Origin of the sequence: Luteibacter sp. Sphag1AF, from assembly GCF_014192715.1 — a bacterium.
GTDB lineage: Bacteria > Pseudomonadota > Gammaproteobacteria > Xanthomonadales > Rhodanobacteraceae > Luteibacter.
The window spans coordinates 408908-431711 of record NZ_JACHYH010000001.1; the positions used below are offsets into that span (position 1 = coordinate 408908).

Below are 22804 nucleotides of genomic sequence, written 5' to 3' on the forward strand. Positions count from 1 at the left end.
GCCGGACCAGTCCCGGCCGACAAACCTCAAGTCTAGCTTGTCCGGCCCCCGGCAGGCTTTAGCAGGGCACGTATTTATGACGCTCCAGTTCAGCCTTGGTTCCATCGCTCCCGAATCCGCCGAGACCGCCGTCGCCGTTGTCGGCGTCTATGAGAACGGCCTGCTGACCAGTGCCGCCGCCCGCGTGGACACGGCGGCCCACGGCGCCATCAAGCGCCTGGTCGAAAGCGGCGACGTCACCGGCAAGACCGGCTCGGTCACCACGCTGCTGCACCCCACGGGCATCACCGCCCAGCGCGTGCTGATTGTCGGCCTCGGCCCACAGAAGACCTTCGACGCCGCCCGCTTCCAGCGCGTGTGCCTCGAAGCCGGCCGTGCGCTGGGTCGTCTCCCGGTGACCGAAGCGGTGTCCTGGCTGTCGGAAATCGACGTCCCGGGCCGCGATGCCGCCTGGCGCGTGCGCGTTGCCGCCCTGGCTACCGACCACGCCGCCTACCGCTACACCGCCACCTTCAAGCCGCGCGAGAAGGCTGCCGCGCCGGAACTGGCCTCTATCGTCTTCGTGGCTCCGGGCGAAGCCTCGGCCGGATTGGATCAGGCCCGCGCCATCGCCGAGGGCGTGCGCTTCGCCCGCGAGCTGGGCAACCTGCCGCCGAACATCTGCAACCCGGCCTACATCGCCGACCAGGCCCGCGCCTTTGCAGACGCCAACGAGGCCGTGACCTTTGAAGCCCTGGACCGCGACGCCATGGAAGCGGAGGGCTTCGGCTCGCTGCTGGCCGTGGGCCGTGGCTCGGCCAACCCGTCGCAGCTGGTCATCCTGCAATACCGCGGCGCCAGCGAGTCCGAGCGTCCCTACGCCTTCGTGGGCAAGGGCATCACGTTCGACACGGGCGGCGTCAGCCTGAAGCCCGGCCCGGGCATGGAAGAAATGAAGTTCGACATGTGCGGCGCCGCCGGCGTCCTGGGCGCCTTCGTGGCCGCCGTGCGCATGAAGCTGCCGCTCAACCTGGTCTGCGTCGTGCCGGCGGTTGAAAACATGCCCGACGGCAACAGCTACCGCCCGGGTGACGTGCTGACCAGCCTGTCGGGCATTACCATCGAAGTGCTGAACACGGATGCCGAGGGTCGCCTCATCCTGTGCGACGCCCTCACCTACACGGGCAAGCGTTTCGAGCCACACACCATCATTGATGCGGCCACACTTACCGGTGCCTGCGTCGTGGCGCTGGGCAAGCACGCCAGCGGCCTGATGACCAAGGACGAAGAGCTGTCCGCCGAACTGCTGGCGGCCGGCGAGTCCACCCTCGACCGCGCATGGCGCCTGCCGCTGTGGGACGACTACCAGAGCCAGCTCGACTCCGGCTTCGCTGACGTCGCCAACATTGGCGGCAAGTACGCCGGCGCCATCACGGCCGGCTGCTTCCTTGCCCGCTTCACGGAAGGCCAGCGCTGGGCGCATCTGGACATCGCAGGCACGGCGTGGGACGAAGGCCGCAAGGGCATGGCCACGGGCCGTCCGGTGCCGCTGCTGGCCCAGTGGCTTCTCGACCGCGTCGCCGGCTGAGTTTCTGCACCCGATGCGTCGCGCCGACTTCTACCTGATCGACAAGCCGCGGTTCCGCGAGGACCCGCTGTTGCTGGTATGCGAACTGGCCCGCAAGGCCCATGCCGCTGGCCAGCCCACGCTGATCCTCACGCGCGACTTCCCTCAGGCAGAAGCGGTGGATGAGTACCTGTGGTCCTTCGACGAAGATGCTTTCATCCCCCACCAGCTGGCGGGTGATGACGACGACGAAGGCACGGCCGTGCTGATCGTGCCGCCCGGCGTGGACACGGCGGATCGCCCGCTGGTCATCAATCTGCGCGACACCTGCGCACCCGGTCAGTACGACCGGGTGCTCGAAGTGGTGGCAGCTGATCCGGCAGAACGCGACGGCTCACGGGTGCGCTGGCAGGAATACAAGCGCGACGGCTTCGCTGTGGCCAAGCACGACATGTAAGAAGGCACTACGTCTTCCGGCCCGACAGCCCCGCAATGGCGCTGTCGAGGTCGCTGCCCCGAACGGGCTTGCGTAGAAACCCGTTCATGCCGGCTGCTTTTACCGCAGCTACTTCATCCCCGATGGATCGCGCACTGACTGCCAGAATGGGCAGATCGGCGTAGTGCTCCGTGCGTCGGACCAGCCTGGCCACCTGGAATCCATTGATGCCGGGCAAATCCAGATCCAGCAGCATCAGTTCGTAGCGCGCGCACGGCAACTCCGCCAGCGCGGCCAGCCCGTCGGCAACGTGTGTGACCCGATGCCCGGCAGATTCCAGCAGGCCCCGGATCACCTCTGCCACGGTGGCGTCATCTTCCACCAGCAACACCATGCGTGCCGCGCTCATGGACCTCAGATCAGGCGTGGTCGCAGCGGTCAGCGCCGCACAGGTGCACGGCGTGAACGGAAGCGTCAGGCGAAAGCGGCTTCCGCCCTCGGGGCGAGAGTCGACCGTGATGGTTCCGCCCATCAACAGCGTGAGTTCGCGACAGATGGCCAACCCGAGACCACTGCCCAGCGCCTGCTGGGGTGAGGCGCCCTGCTCGAAGCGCTCGAACAGCCGTGCCCGCAGCGAATTGGCAATGCCAGGGCCCGTGTCCAGCACGTCGAATTGCATGCCTTCCTCGCTGCACGACAGATGCAGGGTGACCGAACCGGTATCCGTGAACTTCACCGCATTGCCAAGCAGGTTTTGCAGTATCTGCCGCAGCCGCGCGCCGTCACCCTCAATGCGCACTGGCACTTCCGGCTCCACGTGCGCCTCCACGACCAGAGGCTTTTGCCGGGCCTGCGCGCGGGCCATCGCTATCACCTCATCGACCAGCGTCGTTACCGACACGCACTGCGACTCCAGCACAAGACGGCGCGACTCGATCCTGGTGAGGTCCAGCGCCTCGTTGACGAGGCGCAGCAGAAGTTCACCGGAACGGCTCAACGCGTCAACGTAACCGCGCTGCATGTCGGTCAACGGCGTGCGCCCCATGAGCTCGGCCATGCCAAGCACGCCCGTCATTGGCGTGCGGATTTCATGCCCCAGCGTCGCCATGAAGTCGGTTTTTGCGGAGTTCGCCTGCTCAGCCAGTTGCCTGCGCTGCTCCGCAAACTGGAGAAGCAGCGACTGACGCAGATGCCGTCGTGTCATCCCGATCACCGCCAGCACGCTTGCCGTGGCGCACAAGGCATAGATGAGCCACGCCCACCAGCGCAGCCAGGGCGGGGATGCCACCAGCACGCGGATGGGACGCAAGAGATCGCCCGTCACGCCGTCGCGCCCTGCCCCCGACACAAACAACTGGTACTCACCCGCAGGGAGTTTTGCGAATTCCCGCGCACCCGCCTTGCCTACCGTCCACGACGACCGGTCTTCGTTGCGCTCCAGTCGAAAATTGTAGGTGTTGCCCTCCGGGTCCACGTACGAAAGCGCGCGCGCAGTCACGCGAAGGTCACTGTCATTCCAATCCAGATGCAGCGTATGACTGGTTAACGGCAGCTCGATGCGCTCCCCGCCACGAACGACGCTGACGCTGGAGATTTCCACGGGCGGACGGCGCGAGTGATCTGCCTGACGGTCGGGACGGAATCCGACGAGCCCGCCCAGGGTGCCTCCGTACATCGTGCCATCGGCCAGAAGAATGGTTGTGCCATTGGTGAACTCCGCACTGGACAGTCCATCCGCTTCCCCAAACGTGCGGATGCGGCCCGATCCCGAATCGAATCGCCAGATGCCGGTGGGTCCGTAGACCCAGAGGCGGCCGAGGGCATCCATGCGCAGGTTGAGAATGTCCGGCGCGGGCCACCCGTCGGCAGCCGTGAACGAGCGGTCGAGCGTCGCCTCGGAGCCAATGAACAGGTAGTGCTCCAGCGCATCCGGACGCGCCAGCCAGAAGCCGCCTTCATGGTGCTCGAAGGCGTTGACCCGCCCGGGCGTGACGCCAGGCACACGGATCATCTGGCGACGACCATCGTCCCAGCGAAAAAGGCCTTCGGTGCTGGCATGCCACAGATGGCCGCCCACAAACTCCAGTTGATGGGTCTCCACAAGGCCACGTGCTGCCGACGCGAACGGCACCGGCGTGACCGCGAGCGAGTGTTCATCCACTGCCACCACACCACGTCCCGCTACTGCCGCCAGCATGCGACCGTCCGGGGCTTCGGCCAAGGCGGTGACCGCGCGATCCACTTTACTGATGGCCACCGGAGCACGCTGCGTCTGATCCCGCACAAACAGGCCCGATGCCGTGCCCACCCACAGCCGTCCATCCATCGACTCGTGGAGTGCCTGGATGGACGACGTACCGACATCAAAGATACCGTCGGCGTGTCCCGTTGCCGGATCAAACCGACGTATCCACCCGCGCATGCCACCCAGCCACAGACGCGAATCGCCATGAGCTGCCAGCGCCATGATGGCGGCGCCCGGCAGGCTGAATGCATCGCCCTGCACATGCGTGAAGCGCGTGAAGTCATCCCATGCCGGGCCGATATAGGCCAGTCCGCCGTCGCTCAGCGCAAACCAGATGCCGTGCTCGTCGTCTTCCATGATCTGGCGAATGCTGCGCCCCGGCAGCCCGCCCCGTGATGACCATGCACCCTGCAACGGATGCACACGCCCGTGCCGGTCAAGAAGATGCAGACCGCTGGCCGTGGCCACCCAGAGCAGGCCGTGGCGGTCGGCCAGTGAGGCGTCCACGGGCAACGGCGGCAACCGCGTATCGCGATGAGCCACTCCCCTCTCGTCCAGGCGATAGAGTCCGCGATTCGTGGCAAGGCGGATGCCGCCGGGCCCCGAATCAATACGATTCACCTGGTGCGGACCTTCGTCAGCGAATGCCACTGCCTGGGCCGTGTCGCCTGCCACCACGCTGAGGCCTGTTTGGTGCCCTACCCACAGACGACCATCGGACGCCGCACACAGGGACGTGACAGGCGAACCGGAAGGCAACGACAACGCGATGCGGTCGAATCCGGTGCCATCGGCACGCATGCGTTGCAACGCGCCACGTTCGGTGGCCACCCAGATGGAGCCGTCCAGGGTCTGCGCCAGGGCGGTGACGTCTGCATCCGCCAGACTGCGTACGTCGTTGGCGTCATGCCGCCAGTAGCGGATATCGCCATCCACCGCGTCGTGTCGTTGCAGTCCGTGCGCGGAGCCACTCCATACCCGATCACTACTGTCCACCAGCAGCGCAGTGATCGCAGGTGCCTGGCCCACCGCACTACCACGCTGTTCAAATCGCACGCCGTCAAAACGCGCAAGGCCCGCTGCGGTGCCAATCCAGAGAAAGCCACGCTGATCCTGCACCACCGAATGCACCTGCCGGCTGGGCAATCCCTGCGCCAGTCCATAACTGCGGAATTGTGGCGTAGGCCGTGGCGCCACGGCGGTAGCCATACCCGCCGGCACCCACATACATGTGGCCACCACGAGCACAAAAAACAGCACGAACCATCTCAACAAACGAGGCATTGCAAATCCTTATGCGCCTTGCGTCATGCTGGCACTGAGCTGATTGCATGACGGCTTACACCCAAGCATCGTGCCTGCTGCCGTCACACAAATATTCCGGCGCACGTCCCGGAATGATGTAGGAAAAGCACCGCACGTGCGCGATGTGAAAAAACACTACAACGCGTGGTGTTGGCGGGACGCCACCCTGGCGAGCAGCGCATCAAGCGCGACCATCGACACCGGCTTGCGAAGAAACCCATTCATCCCGGCCTCTTCTGTGACCTGCGTCTCGTCGCCTACGGAACGCGCGCTCACAGCAATGATCGGGAGCGCACCGGCATCGTGCGTGAGTCGCATCATGCGACTGACCTGAAAACCGTCCACACACGGAAGATCAAGATCGAGCAGCACCAGGTCATGTCGGCCGCACGCCAGTTCGGCCAGCGCGGCCAGTCCATCGGTGGCCCGGACGACGTGGTGTCCACGCTGCTCAAGAAGCGTGGCCATCCATTCCATGGTGGCAGGATCATCCTCCACCAGCAGGATGGATCGCCGCGTCACAGCAGGCGTGGCTGGCGACGCCGGGACCGCCGCGCCTCCAGCAGGTACATCGCACTTGCAGGCTTGCAGGGGCAGATGCACGCGAAAGCGACTGCCTTTGCCGACGGTGCTGAAGAGTTCGATGTGACCACCCATCAGGCAGGCAAGCTCGCGGCAGATGGCAAGCCCCAGACCCACACCGGCCCGCCCCTGCGGTGACGCGCCCTGCTCAAACCGCCCGAACAGACGGGCATGTTGCTCCGCCGCAATGCCAGGGCCGGTATCGCATACATCAAAGACCACCGCACCCGCATGCCCGGACACATGCAGCCCCACTGACCCACGCTCGGTGAACTTCACGGCGTTGTTCAGCAGATTCTGCAAGATCTGACGAATTCGCGTGGGATCGGCGCGAACGATGGCGGGCACCGTATCATCCATATGGACGTCCATATGAAGACGCTTCCCTGCCACCGAGGCGCGGGTCAGCTCAGTGACCTCGCCGATGATGGCGCGAAGTGAGCAGCACTCGTTTTCCAGCACCAGTTGCCGCGCCTCGATGCGCGCCAGATCGAGCGTCTCGTCCACCAGCCGAAGCAGCCAGGCCCCGGAACGACGTACCGTGTCGACATAGTGTTGCTGCTTTGCGTCCAGCGGCGTCCGCGCCAGCAGTTCCGCCATGCCCAGCATGCCGGTCATCGGCGTGCGTATTTCATGACCGAGCGTCGCCATGAAATCGGTCTTCGCCTGATTCGCCGCCACGGCGAGCACGCTTTGCTGTTGTGCAAGACGCAGCGAAACGCGCCGGTCGTGACGGCTGCACCACAGCCGTGACACACCAAAAATCAACGCCAGCACGAAAGCGGCGTAAGCGGCCCACGCCCACCAGCGCATCCACGGTGGTGCGTCGATAATCACGACCAGCGGGTCGGCCAGCTCACCGGTCATGCCATCGCCGCCCGTGCCGCGTATCCGCAGGGTGTAATGGCCGGCCGGCAGCCGGTCGAAATCCTGCACGCCGTCGTGACCCGTATACGACGCCTCCTCACCACGCCGTCCGCTCAGGCTGAACTCGTGCCAATGCCGGGCGGGATCAACGAACGACAGCGTGCGCGCGGTAATGCGGAGGTCGCGATCATCCCAGCGCATGGCCACCGTCCCGTTGTGCACGGGAAGCGTCACGCGCGTTTCCCCGCGCATGACGCTCGCCTCGATCAACTGCACGGGTGGAAGCTGCCGATGATCGCCAGGGCGATCGGGACGGAAACCGACCACGCCACCCAGGGTCGCTCCGTATACGGTTCCATCGTTCAGACGCACGGTGGAGCCACTGGTGAATTCCACGCTCACTGCGTCGTTGCCCACGCCCATGCTGCGAAATGCGCCGGAGAACGGATCAAAGCGCCAGCCGCCTGTATGCGCGTAGACCCACAGCCGGCCAAATCCATCCGTGCTCAGGCCAAGCACTTCGGTCGTCGGCCAGCCCTGAAGCGACGTCACCGATGTATCCCTGACCGCCCGATTGCCATCCCAGCGATAGTGTTCAAGCGCCGCGGGCCGGGCCAGCCAGAAGCCGGTGGCGTCAGGCTCCACGGCATGGGTTCTGCCCGCCTCCACCCCGTCGACGAAACGCATCTGTCCGGTCGACGGGTCCCACCGCGCAATGCCCGCCACACTGGCCTGCCACAGCGTATCGTTCGCAAAGGTCAGTTCGCGGGTCTCATGCTGCCCCTGGCGTGGTTCGCGGTAGTACAGCGGCGTTGCGGTGAGAGATCGGGTATCCACACGGAACACGCCGTCCACTGCCGAGGCGACAAACAGCGTGCCGTCCGGCGCTTCCACAATGTGAGTGATGGCGCGTCGCAGAAATCCTGGCGCAACGCGACGTACGCCGGCTGGCCCGCGCACGTGCAGTCCATCCGACGTGCCCGCCCAGACGCGGCCATCCCGGGTTTCGTGCAGCACATCAATGCGCGCGTCTCCCATCGTGGCGGATGGACTGACCCGGCCAGTTGCCGGATCCAGCAGGCGCAGCGAACCGCGCATGCCGCCCACCCAGAGGCTGTCGCCACGATGCGCGGCCACGGCGGTAACCGCGACGCCCGACAGCCCGTACGCGTCTGCGAACACATCGGTGAAGCGGGTGAAGTCGTCCCAGAAGGGCGGCAGATACGCAAGACCGCCATCGGTCAGTGCGAACCACAGCCCGTGCTCATGATCTTCCATGATCTGACGCACCGCCTGTCCAGGCAGCGCACCACGCCCCGACTGCCCACCATCGACGAGGCTGGTGCGTCCATCGACGTCCTGAACGTGCAGGCCGCGCTCCGTCGCAATCCAGCGCATGCCGTGCGCATCATCGAACGACGCATCCATGGCGATGGAAGGCAGATCGGTATCGCGCTGGGCGATGCCGTTGATGAGGCGATAGAGACCGCGTTCGGTGGCGATGCGGATGTCGCGATGGTCACCATCAATGCGGTTGACGGAAGGCGAGGTGTCGTCTCCAAACGGAATGCGCGTCATGCGCCCGTCGCTGCCAATACGCTCCAGCCCCGATGCGCTGCCCACGATGATGTCGCCGTCAGGGGTCGCCAGCAGGCTGCGGATGGCATCGGCGCGCGGGCCGCCGGGCGCACCTGTTTCGCGCACAGGCCGCGAGAAAGTCATGCCGTCCTTGCTCAGGTGCTGCACGCCCCGGTGTGCCGTTCCCACCCACAGATCGCCATCACGTCCTTCCACAATCGCGGTGATGTGATCCTGCGCGAGGCTGTGTGCGGCCGTCGGATCGTGACGCCATTGCCGGCATTCCCCGGTGGTGGGATCGAGACGGCTCAAGCCGGTATCGCGCCCGCCAAACCAGATGCGGTCATCGGCGTCCACCACGACGCTGCGCACTCGATGGGAAGACGGTGCGCCCGCCTGGCCCGCGTCGCAGCCATGCACACGGAAATCCACGCCATCAAAACGCACCAGGCCAGCTGCCGTACCCACCCACAGAAAGCCCTTCCGGTCCTGGGCAACCGCATGCACTTCGCTGCTGGGCAATCCCTGACCCAGGCTGTACGTACGAAACTGCGGTGTTGGCTGCGGCGGGACATCCGCCGCCTGCGCCAACAAGGCACAGAGGGTGGCCATGACGCCCAGCATCCACCTTGTGGCACCCATCTTGTAATTGCCCGTCCTTGTGCGTGGGTTCGGGGAAGCCGCGCAGGAAAGGAAGCGGTCCCGCGACCGACAACGCCCGGCTAGAATGGGGTCATGTCACGACGCATGCGCCTGTTTATCGCTGCCATTGGTCTGGCGGCCCTTGCCTGGCTTGTCCTGGCGGCATTCGACCGCCTGCTGAGCCTGGCCCAGCGGTACATGACCTTGCCTGAAACGTGGCAATCAATAATTGCGATCATTCTCATCGCGTTCGTGCTCGGCGGCATCTGGGTGCTGTGGTGGCTTTTCGGGCGTCGCCCCAGACGCCGCGCCCCTCCCCCGATTGATCGCCCCGCGTTGCAGGCGCGCATCGACACGCTGACCCGACTGGGCGCCGACACTGGCGACCTGAACGATGAACTGCGCGAGCTGGATCGCCGTCGCGCCAACGAGCAGATTTACGTGGCCCTGTTTGGCGACATATCCACCGGCAAATCGAGCCTGACCGGCGCCCTGTGTCCGGACGCGGCGCCTCGCACCGATGTGCTGGGCGGCACCACGCGCGAGGTCGGCCACTACGAAGGACGTCTGCCAGGCGGACAGGTGTTGATGCTTGCCGACGTGCCCGGCAGCCGCGAGGCAGACGGCGAAGCGGTGGAGCGCATCGCGCGCGAGGAAGTGCTGCGTGCCCACGCCGTGGTGTACCTGTGTGCGGGCGACCTGTCGCGCACGCAGGCGGCCGACATCCGCTGGCTGGGCGATTTCGGCAAGCCGATGGTGCTGGCGCTGAACAAGGCCGACCAATGGACCGATGCCGAACGCCAGACACTGCTGGCCCGGCTGCGCGTGCAATCAGACGATGTGGCCGATGCCGTGATCGCCATCAGCGCCGGGGGCCGCGAGCGATTCACCCGGCATTTGCCCGACGGCACGGTGGAACACGTGCAACGCCAGCGCCGACCACAGCTTGATGCCCTGTATCGCGCACTGGACGATGTGCTGTCGCCCGGCACCGCCGCTCTGGAAGACCAGCGCCAGCACGCCGTGCTGGCGGGGCTACATCAGCGTACCGGCGAACGTGAAGCAGACGCGCGGGCCGAACAGGCCCGGCGCATCGTGTCCCGTTATTCCCGCCGCGCCATCGTAGGCGCCATGGCGGCCGTGGCGCCAGGCACTGACCTGCTGATCCAGGGCGTACTGGCTACCGGCCTGATACGGGCCCTGGCCGAACTCTATGACGTACGGGTCAGCGAGGTCGATATCGAAAGCCTCATTCGCCAGGCCCGCCTGACCCTGCGCACCGGCACCACCGTCGTGCTGGCCATCTCGGGCAATGCGCTGAAGGCCTTTCCCGGCCTGGGCACCCTTGGCGGCGGCGTGCTGCATGCGTTTGCCTATGCCCTGATTTTCGACAGCCTGGGCACGGCGCTCGCCACGTCCCTGGCGGCCACCCATACGCTGGACCAGTTCGACACTACCGCCCGGATGAAGGCCCTGATGGAGAAGCCCGACGCCCCGCGCCTTCGCCAGCTCGCCGCACTGACCCGGGATGCGTTGCGCGCAAACGGATAACCGGTTCACGGGAGTTCCGCATCATCCGGTGAACAATGCGTTCGCTTCGGCCCGCTGGCACGCGTGGCCGCCTTGGGCGACACTGCCCTCCCGCCACCCCACGGCCCGCCCGGAGAAAATGCCCATGCGTCACGCCTGGATTCTCGCCGCCGCGCTGGCCGCCAGTACCGCCGCGCATGCCGCTCCGTCCTCGTACCGCTATGACCCGGTGCACAGCCAGATCATCTTCAGCGTGACCCACAACGGGTTCTCCCGATCCTTAGGCCGACTGCACGTGGCCAGCGGCACACTGCTGTTCGACGATAAGGACTGGACTCGCTCGTCCACCGACCTCACGATCGACCTGAGCAAAGTGGACATGGGCGACGCCGGCTGGAGCAAGGCGGTCAGAGGCAATGATTTCTTCGCCAGCGACCGTGCCGCGACTGCACGCTACGTCAGCACCTCGGTTGAAAAACGCAGCGACAACGAAGGCGTGATCCACGGCAACCTCACCCTGCGCGGCGTCACCCGCCCGGTGGATGTGTCCTTCCGCCTCAACCGCGTCGCGCGCACCATCTACGGCATGCATACCATCGCCGGCTTTTCCGGCACGGCCACACTGGATCGCACCGCGTTCGGCATGACCAGCCATACCGGCTCCATTGGCACCGATGTCGCTGTGATGCTGGAAATCGAAGCGATCCGTACCGATGACACCCCCGCTTCCGCCTCGCCCACCCAGGAGACCCCACGTGGCGCCACGCAATAATCCGACCCGCTGGAGCGCGGTCGCCAAATTCTTTCACTGGACGATGGCGCTGCTCATCATCGGCAACGGCATTTTCGCCATCTGGATGGATGGCCTGAAACCGTCGCTCAACAAGATCAACATGTTCGCGCTGCACAAGTCCATCGGACTGACCGTGCTCGCGCTGTTCGTGCTGCGCCTGGCATGGAAGATGTTTGACCGTCGCCCGCCTGACGAACCGGCGCCGCGCTGGCAGCAGATGGCCGCCCATGCGGTGCACGGCCTGCTCTATCTTCTGATCGTTGCCATTCCGCTGACGGGCTGGATGTTCAATTCCGCGCACGGCTTTCCGCTGCAGTATTTCAAGCAGTTCAATCTGCCGGCGCTGCTGGACAAAAACCCGGAGCTGTCTGATGTACTGGGTACCGTCCATGTGTACCTGTTCTGGTTCCTGTGCGTTGTACTGGTGGCACACATCGGCGGCGCGCTGAAGCATCATTTTGTGGATCACGACAACACGCTGCGCCGTATGCTTCCGTTCGGCCGTCCCCGTCGTACCCCGACTTCCGTTCCACCTGGAGATACCCCATGACGATCACGCTCCGCACCGTTCTTGCCCTCGGCCTGGCCGTCGCGCTTCCGCTTGGCGCACACGCCGCCACCTACCAGACGCAGCCGTCCAGCACGCTGGGTTTCAGCGGCAAGTTCCAGGGGCAGCAATTCGACGGCACGTTCAAGAAATTTGATGCAGCCATCACCTACGACGCCGCCAACCTGGCTGCCTCGAAATTCGACGTCACCGTGGATGTGGCCAGCGCCGCTACCGGCGACGGCGACCGTGACAGCGCGCTTCCGGGTGAAGAATTCTTCAATGCTGCCAAGTTCCCGAAAGCGCATTACGTCACCAGCAGCTTCACGAAGGATGCCGCTGGCCATGTTGTGGCACACGGCTCGCTCACCCTGCGCGGCGTCACCAAGCCGGTTGACCTGATCGTCACCTTCGCGCCGAACGCCGGTGGTGCCACGCTCTCGGTGAAAGGCTCGGTCAAGCGCCTCGATTTCGGCGTGGGCGGTTCGGAATACAAGGACACCAGCACGATTGCTGATGCCGTGGAAATCAACGGCACGCTGCAACTGCTGCCGAAGTAAGTCAGCAGTCACCGATGAGTGCCTTCTGGCAACGCCTGCGCGACCTCGCCGGTCGCGTTCGGCCTCCCACGCCACGCCCGTCATCCCCCGTGACGGGCGACGGCGTGGCTGCCAGTCTGCGTGAAATTCTCAACGACTCCTCCATTCCCACCGACGTGCGCACGGCCATGGCCGAAGACTTCGCACGTGTGGAAGCGATGCTCTCGCGTATCGAAAAATGCGAGCTGCATGTGGCTGTCTTCGGGCGCGTCTCCGCGGGCAAGTCGGCGCTGGGCAACGCGCTGCTGCGCCGCGAGGCGTTCGCGGTGGGCGTGCTGCACGGCACGACCACCGATGCGCGCCCTGCACGGCTGGACGAAGCGGCGCACGACGGACTGGTGCTCATTGATACACCGGGCATCAACGAACTGGGCGGCGAAGAGCGCGAACGGCTGGCATTTGATGTCGCCGAGATCAGCGACCTGGTCGTCTTTGTCGCCGATGGCGACCTCACCCGCGAAGAGCGCGATGCGCTGCGCACGCTGGCACAGACGCGCCGACCGATCATCGTGGCGCTCAACAAGACAGACCGCTATACGCCCGACGAGCGCGACGGCCTGCTGGCCCGTCTGGTCGAACATACGGCGGGCATCGTGCTGCCGGAGAACGTGATCGCCGTTGCCGCCCTGCCCTCGCCGAAGGTATTCGTGGAAGTGGACGAACAGGGGCGCGAACACCGCCAGGAACGGGCCACCCTTCCGGACGTCCGCGCACTGCGCGAACGCCTGCTGTCCATTGCCCAGCGCGAAGGCAAGGCACTTTCATCCGTCAACGCGGGCCTGTTTGCCGGACGCCTGACCGATCAGGTCAGCCAGCGCATCGCCAGTGCCCGCCGCGATCTGGCCGCGCGCGTCATTCGTCAGTACTGCATCGCCAAGGGACTGGCCGTGGCGCTCAATCCCGTGCCAGTCGCAGACTTGCTGGTAGCCGCGGGCCTGGATGCGGCGATGGTGGTGCAGCTCAGCCGCGTGTATGGACTGCCATTGACCCGCAGCGAGTCCGGACGCCTGGTCGCCGTGATATCCGCGCAGCTGGCAGCGTTGATGGGCGCCATCTGGGGCGTCCAGCTCGTGGCATCCGCGCTGAAAGGATTGAGTGGCGGACTGTCAACCGTTGTCACCGCCGCCGCCCAGGGCGCGCTGGGCTGGTACGCCACCGTACTGATCGGGCGCGCGGCCGAACACTATCTGGTGGGCGGCAAATCCTGGGGCGAACACGGCCCCAAGCGTGCGGTAGCCGACATCGTGGCCAGTCTGGACCGCGATTCCATCCTGCGCGAAGCGCGCGAGGAGATCATGAAACACCTGCGCTCACGCGCATGATTCATGCTTGTGCGAAGCGGCAAATAGCCTGCACATCGAAAGGCCAGTCAAGCTCTTCACCATCGCTGCGGCGCAGCACCGGCACGCGCACGCCATAGCGGTGCTCCAGCGCAGCGTCTTCGTCGATCCACACGCTCTGAAACTCGGGAAAACGCGCCTGCGCCAGCAACGCCAGCGCCTGATCGCACAGATGGCAGTCGTCGCGTTGATACAGAACAAAGGAATGCATCGGGTCTCTGGGGTCAGCGGGCGTCAGGGCGTAGAATAGCCGGCTATCCCCAACAGCAAGCCTTTCCCATGGCCGTCAGTGTTTTCGACCTTTTCAAAATCGGCATCGGCCCGTCTTCCTCGCATACGGTAGGCCCGATGCGCGCTGGCGCGCGCTTTGCGGAACACTGGCTGGAAGAAAAAGGCGTGCTTGAACGCGTGGCCCGCGTGCGCTGCGAACTGTTCGGCTCGCTGGCCATGACCGGCCGCGGCCACGGTACGGACAAGGCCGTGCTGCTGGGCTTTGAAGGCGAATGGCCCGACCGCGTGGACCCGGACATGATCCCGGCCACGCTGGAGCGCATCCGCAGTTCCAAACGCATCCGCATCCTCGGTCGCCACGAAATCGCGTTCGATGAAAAGTCCGACCTGGTGTTCAACAAGCGCCAGAAGCTCCCGTTCCACACCAACGGCATGCGTTTCTCTGCCTTCGATGCAGATGGCAACGAACTGGCCACGCGCGACTACTACTCGGTAGGCGGCGGCTTTGTGGTCAACCCGGACGAAGCGGCCGAAGACCGCATCGTGGCCGACACCAGCGAACAGCCCTATCCGTTCTCCTCAGGCGACCAGCTGCTGGCGCTGTGCGAGGAACACCACCTCACCATTGCCCAGCTGATGATGGCCAACGAAACCATCTGGCGCACCGAGGCCGAGGTCCGCTCCGGCCTTCTGCACATCTGGAAGGCCATGCAGGATTGCGTCAATCGCGGTCTGCGCTCGCCGGGCGTGCTGCCCGGCGGCCTGAAAGTGAGCCGTCGTGCGCCGGCCATGGTGGCCGAACTGCGCGCGCAGCCGGAAGCCTCCCTGCGCGATCCGCTGACCATTCTTGACTGGGTCAATCTGTACGCGCTGGCCGTCAACGAAGAAAACGCCGCCGGTGGCAGCGTGGTCACGGCGCCGACCAATGGCGCCGCGGGCATCGTGCCGGCCGTGCTGCACTATTACTTCCACTTCTGCCCCAATGCCAGCGAGTCCGGCGTGGTGGAGTTCCTGCTGACCGCGGGCGCCATCGGCATCCTTTACAAGGAAAACGCCTCCATCTCCGGCGCCGAAGTGGGCTGCCAGGGCGAAGTCGGCGTGGCCTGCTCCATGGCGGCCGGTGGTCTCACGGCAGCGCTGGGCGGCAATGTGCGCCAGGTGGAAAACGCCGCGGAAATCGGCATGGAGCACAACCTGGGCCTCACCTGCGACCCGATTGGCGGGCTGGTGCAGATTCCCTGCATCGAGCGGAACGCGATGGGCGCGGTCAAAGCCATCAATGCCAGCCGCATGGCTCAGAAGAGTGACGGCAAGCACCACGTGTCGCTGGACAAGGTCATCGCCACCATGCGCGATACCGGCCGCGATATGAAAGACAAGTACAAAGAGACCTCGCGCGGCGGTCTGGCGGTCAACGTCATCGAGTGCTGATGGGGTGTTGCGGGAGGGAGTTCGCGAGGGGGAATGCGAACTTTCTCAAAACTGGATGCGCTTCGCGCCGCCAGAATGACTATCGCTGCGGGCAGATCCTGGGCAGCCGGTCCACCGTTTCCACGTGCACCGGCTCGTCGTCGCCCCACAGATTGGCAACGGCGCTGTAGCAGACGCGCAGCTTTCCCTTACGCGTATCAAAGCGCTGGCGACTGGTAAATGCGAAGCACGACACACTGGCGAGGTTACCCCGCTCACGCATGGTCTGCGCACACAGGCGTACGGCCGCAACCGGATCTTCGCCCGGGTACAGGGTGAAATAGAATCCCTTGGATGTCCGATCGTACGACTCTGAGTCGATCAAACGTCCTTTGTCGCTCCACTCACTGGCGGCACGAACCCCGCCGCATACCGTCATAGCGACTACGAATACGCCGCAGGCGGTCTTTACCCAACGCATCCGACCCCCTTGTTCCAGACTGCGCCCGACAGTGTATCGCCACCCGACGAGACAGAGGTGAATCTGTTCCCAGCCAGTTGGCACGGCTGACAGGTGGCTTCCGGGCTGTCATCATCCCGCCCTTGTGCCGCCTTGAGGAACCTTCCCGGTTCCCCATCCGACCGGAGTTTACATGTCTCATAGCGCTATCCGCCGCGACGTCGGCGCCTTCGCACTCATGCTTACGGGCCTGGGATCGATCATTGGTTCGGGCTGGCTTTTCGGCGCCTGGCACGCCGCCCAGCTTGCCGGTCCCGGCGCCATCTACGCGTGGATCATCGGCGCGGTCATCATTCTGTTCATCGCCCTGACGTACGCCGAGCTGGGTGCGATGTTCCCCGAGTCCGGTGGCATGGTGCGCTACGGCCACTATTCCCACGGCTCACTGGTCGGCTTCATTGCCGGCTGGGCCAACTGGATCGCCATCGTGTCGGTGATTCCGGTCGAGGCCGAAGCGTCGGTGCAGTACATGGCCTCCTGGCCCTGGGACTGGGCGAAGTGGACGCAAAGCCTTTACGTCGTGACCGAAGGCCATGGCGAACTCACGCCGTGGGGCCTGGCCATCGCCGCCGTGCTGGTGCTGGTGTACTTCTTCCTGAACTTCTGGAGCGTGAAGCTGTTTGCCAAGAGCAACACGGCAATCACGATCTTCAAGCTGGTGGTGCCCGCCGCCACCGCCATCGCCCTGATGATGACCAGCTTCCACTGGGAAAACTTCAAGATCGGTGCGCACGGTGGCACGCATGCCATCAACATTTCCTCGATCCTCACGGCCGTGGCTATCAGCGGCATCGTCTTCAGCTTCAACGGTTTCCAGAGTCCGGTGAATCTGGCAGGCGAAGCGCGCAATCCGGGGCGCAGCGTTCCGTTCGCGGTCATCGGCTCGATCCTGCTGGCTACCGTGGTCTATGTGCTGCTGCAGGTTGCCTTCCTCGGCGCCGTGCCGCCGGAACATCTGCATGAAGGCTGGGCGGGCCTGAACTACAGCTCGCCGTTCGCGCAGCTGGCCACCGCCCTGGCACTTAACTGGATGGCCATCCTGCTGTACGCGGATGCATTCGTCAGCCCGAGCGGTACGGGTGCCACGTATACGGCGACCACCGCGCGCATGATCTATGCGATGGAGCGCAACGGTTCGCTGCCGAAGATCTTCGGCCATATCCACCCGCGATTCGGTATCCCGCGCCCGGCGATGTGGTTGAACCTCGCCGTGTCGTTCGTCTTCCTCTTCTTCTTCCGCGGCTGGGGCACGCTGGCGGCGGTGATTTCGGTCGCCACCATCATTTCGTACCTGACCGGCCCGGTGAGCGTCATGACGCTTCGCCGTACCGCCCCGGAACTGAAGCGCCCGCTGCGGATTCCCGGCCTGCCCATCCTCGCCGCGCTGGCCTTCATCTTCGCGACTGAGCTCCTGTACTGGGCGAAGTGGCCGCTGACCGGCGAGATCATCCTGCTGATGGTCGTCGCGCTTCCGCTGTACTTCTACTACCAGGCAAAAACCGGCTGGCAGGACTTTGCCCGCAACCTGAAGGGCTCGTGGTGGCTGATCGTCTACCTGCCGGTCATCGCCGCGATTTCGTGGGCCGGCAGCGCCACTTTCGGTGGCCACGACTACATCCCTTACGGCTGGGATCTGCTGGTCGTCGCGATCTTCGGCACGGTGTTCTACTTCTGGGGCATCTCCTCAGGCTGGCGCACCCCGACGGTGGACGCGGCCCGATTCGAAGCCAGCGAACATCCCGACGCGGTCCTCGTGCCGCCTGGCGCGGACCAGACCCAGCACATGACGGGTCACCGTTAAACAAGAACAAGCCGGCGCAAGCCGGCTTTTTTGTGCCTGGGTGGGAACGAGCCTGCTCGTGCGGAGTGCTGCCTACCCCAGTGCCAGCACATCCCCCAGCAACGCCTGCGCCGTGATTTCCGGCCCCGCGCCCGGCCCCTGGATCACCAGCGGCTGCGCGTGATAGCGGGTGGTGGTGAGTGCGAACTGGTTGTCGGTGCCGTACAGGCGCGCGGCCGGATGATCGGTGGGTACTTCCACAAGTCCTACGCGTGCGCGGCCGCGCTGATTCAGTCGGGCGAGGTAACGCAGCACGGTGCCGCGCGATGCGGCAGCAGCCTGGCGTTCGCGCAGCGGCGCGTCCAGCTCCTTGAGGCGTTCAAGAAACGCGGGTGTGTCGACGCCGCGCAGGCTCTCCGGCACAAGACTTTCAACTTCCACTTCGTCGCTACCCAGTGAGTAGCCCGCATTGCGCGCGATGATGAGCAACTTGCGCGCCACGTCTTCGCCAGAAAGATCCGAGCGCGGGTCGGGCTCGGTATAGCCGAGACGACGTGCCTCGCGCAGAAGTTCGGAGAACGGGCGCGTGCCGTCGTACTGGTTGAACAGCCACGACAGCGAACCGGAGAACACGCCCTCCAACGTGAGCAGGCTGTCTCCGCAAGCACGGAGGCGACGCAGGGTGGAAAGCACCGGCAATCCAGCGCCCACCGTCGCAGCATCGCCATAGGTACACCCACCCTGCCCGGCCTGCTGCAACGCCCGCCATCCACTGAGCGGGCCGCCAGCCAGCGCCTTGTTGGCCGTGACGACGTGATAGCCCGCCTCTAGCCACTCCGCGTGCCGGGCAGCCTCCAGGGGACATGCCGTGGCGTCGATCACCACTTTGCGAAGCGCGCCGCTGGCATCCAGCGCGTCAAGCAGGGGACGGTTGTCGCGGCTGTCGCCTGAGCGCTTCAGATGATCGGCAACCTCAACGCTCTTCCATCCCTCGGGCACGAGGTGCTGGCGTCGCGAATTGGCGGCCCCCACCAAACGCAGGGAGCGCGCCGCAGGCGTGTCGAGCAACTGGAGGAGTGCACGCCCGACCACGCCGGTACCAAGGAGGACCAGAGCCGTGCGCGGCGACGCATTGACTGACCCAATGGCAGCTACCGCGCTCATGCGCCCACCTTGCGTTTGGGTTCGGTCGCGCGCGACGCGCGCTCAAGCGCAGCATCGAGATCGGCCAGCAGGTCGTCGCCGTCTTCAATACCGATGGACAGGCGCAGCAGGCTGTCGGAGATTCCGGCAACGCGACGCGCTTCGGGCGCCATGGATGCGTGCGTCATGGTCGCGGGGTGAGCAACGAGACTTTCAACGCCACCCAGCGATTCGGCGAGCGAGAAATACTGGAGGCCATCAACGAAGGCTTCAACGCCCTCCACGCCTCCGGCAATTTCCAGACTGAGCATTGCGCCGAAGCCCTTCTGCTGACGGGCGGCCAACGCGTGTCCGGCGTGCGAGCTCAGGCCCGGATAGAAGACGCGCGATACGGCCGGGTGGCCGTCCAGACGCTCGGCAATGCGATGCGCGTTTTCCTCATGCGCCCGCAGGCGAACAGACAGAGTGCGGATGCCGCGAAGGGTAAGGAAGCTGTCGAACGGCGCTCCGGTCAGGCCATTGCAGTTACCCCACCACTTCAACTGGTCGGCCACGGCCTGATCGCGCGCGATCACTGCACCACCCACGACGTCGCTGTGGCCGTTGATGTACTTGGTGGTGGAATGCACAACGACATCCGCGCCCAGCTTCAACGGCTGCTGGAGCACCGGCGAGAGGAAGGTGTTGTCCACGACGACCAGCGCGCCCACGGCATGCGCCGCCTGCGATACATGACGGATGTCGGTGATGCGCAGCAGCGGATTGGACGGCGTTTCGATCCAGACCAGCGACGGACGGGCGGACAAGGCATCGGCGAGCGCCGCCGGATCGGTGAAGTCCACGAAGCGGACCTGGAAACGACCCTTCTTCGCCCACGCATCCAGCAGTCGCCATGTGCCGCCGTAGCAGTCGTGTGCCGCGAGAACCAGCGTGCCGGCAGGCACCAGTTCCAATGCCAGTGCCACGGCGGACATCCCGCTGGAGGTGACGACGGCGCCAGCGCCTTCTTCCAGATCGGTCAGCGCGTTGGCCAGAAGATCGCGCGTGGGATTGCCGCTACGCGAATAGTCATAGGCGCGCTTGCGGCCGAAGCCTTCAAAGGCGAAGTTGGTGGAAAGATGCAGCGCGGGAACGACAGCGCCGTGCTGGGTGTCGCTTTCAATGCCGGCGCGAACGGCGCGGGTACAAAGTCGGGTATCGGTCATGGTCAGCAGTCTCCGCAACAGTTGATTGCCTGGCGCAGCAGCGGGGCGAGCTGTGCGGTTTCTTTCAGGAAGGCGTCGTGGCCGTAAGGGGAATCGATCACTTCCAGCGTCGCCGTACCGGCCAGACGACGCTGCAACTCGCAAAGGTCTGCCAGCGGAACAAGACGATCCGACGGGAAGCCCACGAGTGTGGTCGGGGTGGCGACGGACTCCGGAGCCACGTCGTGCAGGTCGATGGATTCGGACAGTGCGAGGAAGCGGTCGGCATCGAAGCGCTCGACGAAGCGGCGACCCGCGTGTTCCAGATAATCCTCGACCGGAAAATGGAAGCGCCCTTCGCGCAGCTCCGGGCCGGCAGCAAAGCGACGCGAAAACTCTTCGCTGCCGCGATAAGTGGTCATGGCAAGTTGGCGAGCCAGTGCCAGCGCTTCGTCCGTGCGGCCGGTGGAAGCACCCAGCCGCACGATGCCGCGCTGGATAGAGCGCTGGGCAGTAGCCAGCGGATGCGGCCGGTGCGCACCCGCCAGAAGCACCAGCTGACTGACTTTGGCCGGATGGCGGGACGCGAATGCCAGTGCGGTCATGGCGCCATACGAGGAACCGACGAACGCCTGCGCGCGACCAATGCCCAGCGCATCCACCAGTGCCGCGAGCACATCGGCCTGGTCTTCGCTGGATACCGACGGCACGCCACCCAGGTCATCGGGTACGAGCCAGTCGATGGACAGCACGCGGCAATGACGAAGGTCGATGGCAGCGCTCTCGCCCACCAGGTCCTGCCACCAGCCTGCCGCACGATCGCGACCGGTGCAGACGTCACGGTCGGCCGAGATGCCACCCTGCACGATCACCGTGGGCGCACCCGGTGCACCGGACCACAGATAACGGACGTCCAGATCCACAGCGCCACTGCCGTACTTCGGCGTGATGGTGACCCGGCGGGTGCCGCGGTGCTCGGTGAGATCGGCGGGCGCACGAACAGGCGCAGCGGCGGCGGGGGCTTCAAAGGGGGTCACGATGGCGGGCTCTGCTGACACTGCGGCGATCTCCGAAAGGCGATTCGAGCCTCCGCGGTTGCCACAAGAGCGGATTGCCGCCGACGAGGCGTGAAGACACGCCGTCCGTCAGGACATCCCATCTATCGGCTGACGTCGCAAGGACGCCCCGCAGGAGTTGGCACCGTCGCGAATAATCGCAGGTTGCCCCGGCTTCAAAGGGCCTGTCCCTCAGCCGGTCTCGATGAGTGGGGCCACGATACGCCCCGCAAAGAGATCATGTCAACAGCCGTTTAGACGTCTGAACGTCCAGCTATCCATTCGTACATGTCGATCAACACGAACCGAACCCCATGATTCAAGGGTTACAGACCATTTACAGAGACCCCGAAGACTCGCCCCTCCCCTGCCGCACAAAGCCCCATCGCGTTACCATGCAACACCGCCTTTGTGACCTTCACACCCATGGATATCCGCCCGGACTTCTCCGCCACCGTTGGCGACACCCCGCTGATCCGGCTCGCCCATGCCTCGGCCATCACGGGCTGCGAGATTCTGGCCAAGGCGGAATTCCTCAATCCCGGCGGCTCGATCAAGGACCGCACGGCTCTCGGGCTTCTGGACGATGCCGAGCACCGGAATCTGATCCGCGCAGGCGGCACGCTGGTGGAAGGTACGGCGGGCAATACGGGGATCGGACTGGCGCTGCTCGGCGCCAGCCGGGGCTACCGCACCATCATCGTGATGCCTGAGACCCAGAGCCGCGAGAAGATCGACGCGCTGCGCGTCACCGGGGCCGACGTCCGCCTGGTGCCTGCCGTGCCCTACAAGGACCCTGGCCACTACGCCCACGCGGCCCGAGCCCTGGCCGCGTCACTGAACGCGCAGGACCCCGGCAGCGCCTGGTTCGCCAACCAGTTCGACAACACCGCCAACCGCGACTACCACGAAACCCACACCGGCCCGGAAATCTGGGCTCAGACCGATGGTCAGGTGGACGGCTTTGTGTGCGCGGCCGGTACAGGCGGCACGCTGGCTGGCGTGGGCCGGGCCCTGAAGGGGCTGCGACCCACCGTCCGCATCGCCCTGGCCGACCCGGCGGGCTCGGCGCTGGCCAGCTACGTCAATACGGGTGAACTGAAGGCGGAAGGCAACTCCATCAGCGAAGGCATCGGCAGCAGCCGGATCACCGCCAATTTCGACGGCGCACCCATTGACCTTGCCTGGTCCATCCCGGATGACGAGTCCGTGCCCGTCGTGCATGACCTGCTCCAACGGGAAGGCCTCTGCGTGGGCGGCTCCAGCGGCGTGAACGTGGCCGGGGCCATCCGCCTGGCCCGCCACCTGGGGCCGGGCCACACCATCGTCACGGTGCTTTGCGACAGCGGCATGCGCTATCAGGGCAAGCTCTACAGCCCGCGCTTCCTGCGCAGCAAGGAACTGCCGGTCCCGGCCTGGCTGGATACCGCCTTCCCGGACTGACCCGTCCTGACGCGGTACACTACGCAGT

At 65.3% G+C, this 22804-nt stretch carries 17 protein-coding genes and 1 riboswitch; of the genes, 10 read left to right on the forward strand and 7 right to left on the reverse strand.

Going from position 1 to position 22804, the window contains the following annotated elements; genetic code table 11:
• The first annotated feature begins 76 nt into the window (after nt 1-76).
• On the forward strand, nt 77-1567 hold the full coding sequence (locus FHW69_RS01920; protein ID WP_183421326.1) for a leucyl aminopeptidase: 1491 nt from the start codon (nt 77-79) through the stop codon (nt 1565-1567).
• 13 nt (nt 1568-1580) lie between these two features.
• Nucleotides 1581-2003 carry a DNA polymerase III subunit chi gene (locus FHW69_RS01925; RefSeq protein WP_183421327.1) on the forward strand — a complete coding sequence of 141 codons (423 nt, stop codon included), beginning with the start codon at nt 1581-1583 and terminating at the stop codon, nt 2001-2003.
• 7 nt (nt 2004-2010) lie between these two features.
• Here the strand turns inward: FHW69_RS01925 and FHW69_RS01930 are convergent, their stop codons facing one another.
• Nucleotides 2011-5511 (reverse strand): hybrid sensor histidine kinase/response regulator, encoded by a 3501-nt coding sequence (locus FHW69_RS01930; RefSeq protein WP_183421328.1) that lies wholly within the window; start codon nt 5509-5511, stop codon nt 2011-2013.
• Between the two features lie 156 nt (nt 5512-5667).
• Nucleotides 5668-9171 (reverse strand): ATP-binding protein, encoded by a 3504-nt coding sequence (locus tag FHW69_RS01935; protein ID WP_183421329.1) that lies wholly within the window; start codon nt 9169-9171, stop codon nt 5668-5670.
• Between the two features lie 123 nt (nt 9172-9294).
• Between FHW69_RS01935 and FHW69_RS01940 the strand changes: the two genes are divergently transcribed.
• The 5 genes from FHW69_RS01940 to FHW69_RS01960 all read left to right on the forward strand — a co-directional run bounded on the left by FHW69_RS01940 (nt 9295) and on the right by FHW69_RS01960 (nt 13992).
• Complete coding sequence (locus FHW69_RS01940) at nt 9295-10752, forward strand: GTPase (protein ID WP_183421330.1); 1458 nt, start codon at nt 9295-9297, stop codon at nt 10750-10752.
• A 124-nt stretch (nt 10753-10876) separates the two neighbouring features.
• Nucleotides 10877-11503, forward strand: a complete 627-nt coding sequence (locus FHW69_RS01945) for a YceI family protein (RefSeq protein WP_255494483.1) — start codon at nt 10877-10879, stop codon at nt 11501-11503.
• Nucleotides 11487-12074: a cytochrome b gene (locus tag FHW69_RS01950; protein WP_183421332.1), complete on the forward strand. Its 588-nt coding sequence runs from the start codon at nt 11487-11489 to the stop codon at nt 12072-12074. The genes FHW69_RS01945 and FHW69_RS01950 overlap by 17 nt, the downstream gene beginning before the upstream one ends.
• The gene (locus FHW69_RS01955) at nt 12071-12631 is read left to right on the forward strand and encodes a YceI family protein (RefSeq protein WP_183421333.1); all 561 of its coding nucleotides are present in this window, start codon (nt 12071-12073) and stop codon (nt 12629-12631) included. The genes FHW69_RS01950 and FHW69_RS01955 overlap by 4 nt, the downstream gene beginning before the upstream one ends.
• A 14-nt stretch (nt 12632-12645) precedes the next feature.
• Nucleotides 12646-13992, forward strand: a complete 1347-nt coding sequence (locus FHW69_RS01960; protein WP_183421334.1) for a GTP-binding protein — start codon at nt 12646-12648, stop codon at nt 13990-13992.
• A 1-nt stretch (nt 13993) separates the two neighbouring features.
• Here FHW69_RS01960 and FHW69_RS01965 read toward each other — a convergent pair whose 3' ends face one another.
• Nucleotides 13994-14221 carry a glutaredoxin family protein gene (locus FHW69_RS01965; protein ID WP_183421335.1) on the reverse strand — a complete coding sequence of 76 codons (228 nt, stop codon included), beginning with the start codon at nt 14219-14221 and terminating at the stop codon, nt 13994-13996.
• Nucleotides 14222-14289: 68 nt separating this feature from the next.
• Between FHW69_RS01965 and FHW69_RS01970 the strand changes: the two genes are divergently transcribed.
• Nucleotides 14290-15672, forward strand: a complete 1383-nt coding sequence (locus FHW69_RS01970) for an L-serine ammonia-lyase (RefSeq protein ID WP_183421336.1) — start codon at nt 14290-14292, stop codon at nt 15670-15672.
• A gap of 79 nt (nt 15673-15751) precedes the next feature.
• Here the strand turns inward: FHW69_RS01970 and FHW69_RS01975 are convergent, their stop codons facing one another.
• Entirely contained in the window at nt 15752-16132 is a 381-nt protein-coding gene (locus FHW69_RS01975; RefSeq protein WP_183421337.1) for a hypothetical protein, read from the reverse strand.
• A gap of 172 nt (nt 16133-16304) precedes the next feature.
• Here FHW69_RS01975 and FHW69_RS01980 point away from each other — a divergent pair, with 172 nt between their 5' ends.
• Nucleotides 16305-17972, forward strand: a complete 1668-nt coding sequence (locus FHW69_RS01980) for an APC family permease (protein ID WP_183421338.1) — start codon at nt 16305-16307, stop codon at nt 17970-17972.
• Between the two features lie 72 nt (nt 17973-18044).
• Here the strand turns inward: FHW69_RS01980 and FHW69_RS01985 are convergent, their stop codons facing one another.
• The 3 genes from FHW69_RS01985 to FHW69_RS01995 are packed head-to-tail and all read right to left on the reverse strand — an operon-like array spanning nt 18045 to nt 21336.
• Nucleotides 18045-19115: a homoserine dehydrogenase gene (locus tag FHW69_RS01985; RefSeq protein WP_183421339.1), complete on the reverse strand. Its 1071-nt coding sequence runs from the start codon at nt 19113-19115 to the stop codon at nt 18045-18047.
• On the reverse strand, nt 19112-20299 hold the full coding sequence (metB, locus tag FHW69_RS01990) for a cystathionine gamma-synthase (protein ID WP_183421340.1): 1188 nt from the start codon (nt 20297-20299) through the stop codon (nt 19112-19114). The genes FHW69_RS01985 and metB overlap by 4 nt, the downstream gene beginning before the upstream one ends.
• Nucleotides 20300-20301: 2 nt before the next feature.
• Nucleotides 20302-21336: a homoserine O-succinyltransferase gene (locus FHW69_RS01995; protein ID WP_183421341.1), complete on the reverse strand. Its 1035-nt coding sequence runs from the start codon at nt 21334-21336 to the stop codon at nt 20302-20304.
• Between the two features lie 94 nt (nt 21337-21430).
• A riboswitch (SAM riboswitch) is annotated at nt 21431-21545 on the reverse strand.
• Nucleotides 21546-21759: 214 nt separating this feature from the next.
• On the opposite strand from FHW69_RS01995, the gene FHW69_RS02000 reads away from it, so the two are divergent.
• Nucleotides 21760-22776 (forward strand): cysteine synthase A, encoded by a 1017-nt coding sequence (locus FHW69_RS02000; RefSeq protein ID WP_183422235.1) that lies wholly within the window; start codon nt 21760-21762, stop codon nt 22774-22776.
• Nucleotides 22777-22804 lie beyond the last annotated feature (28 nt).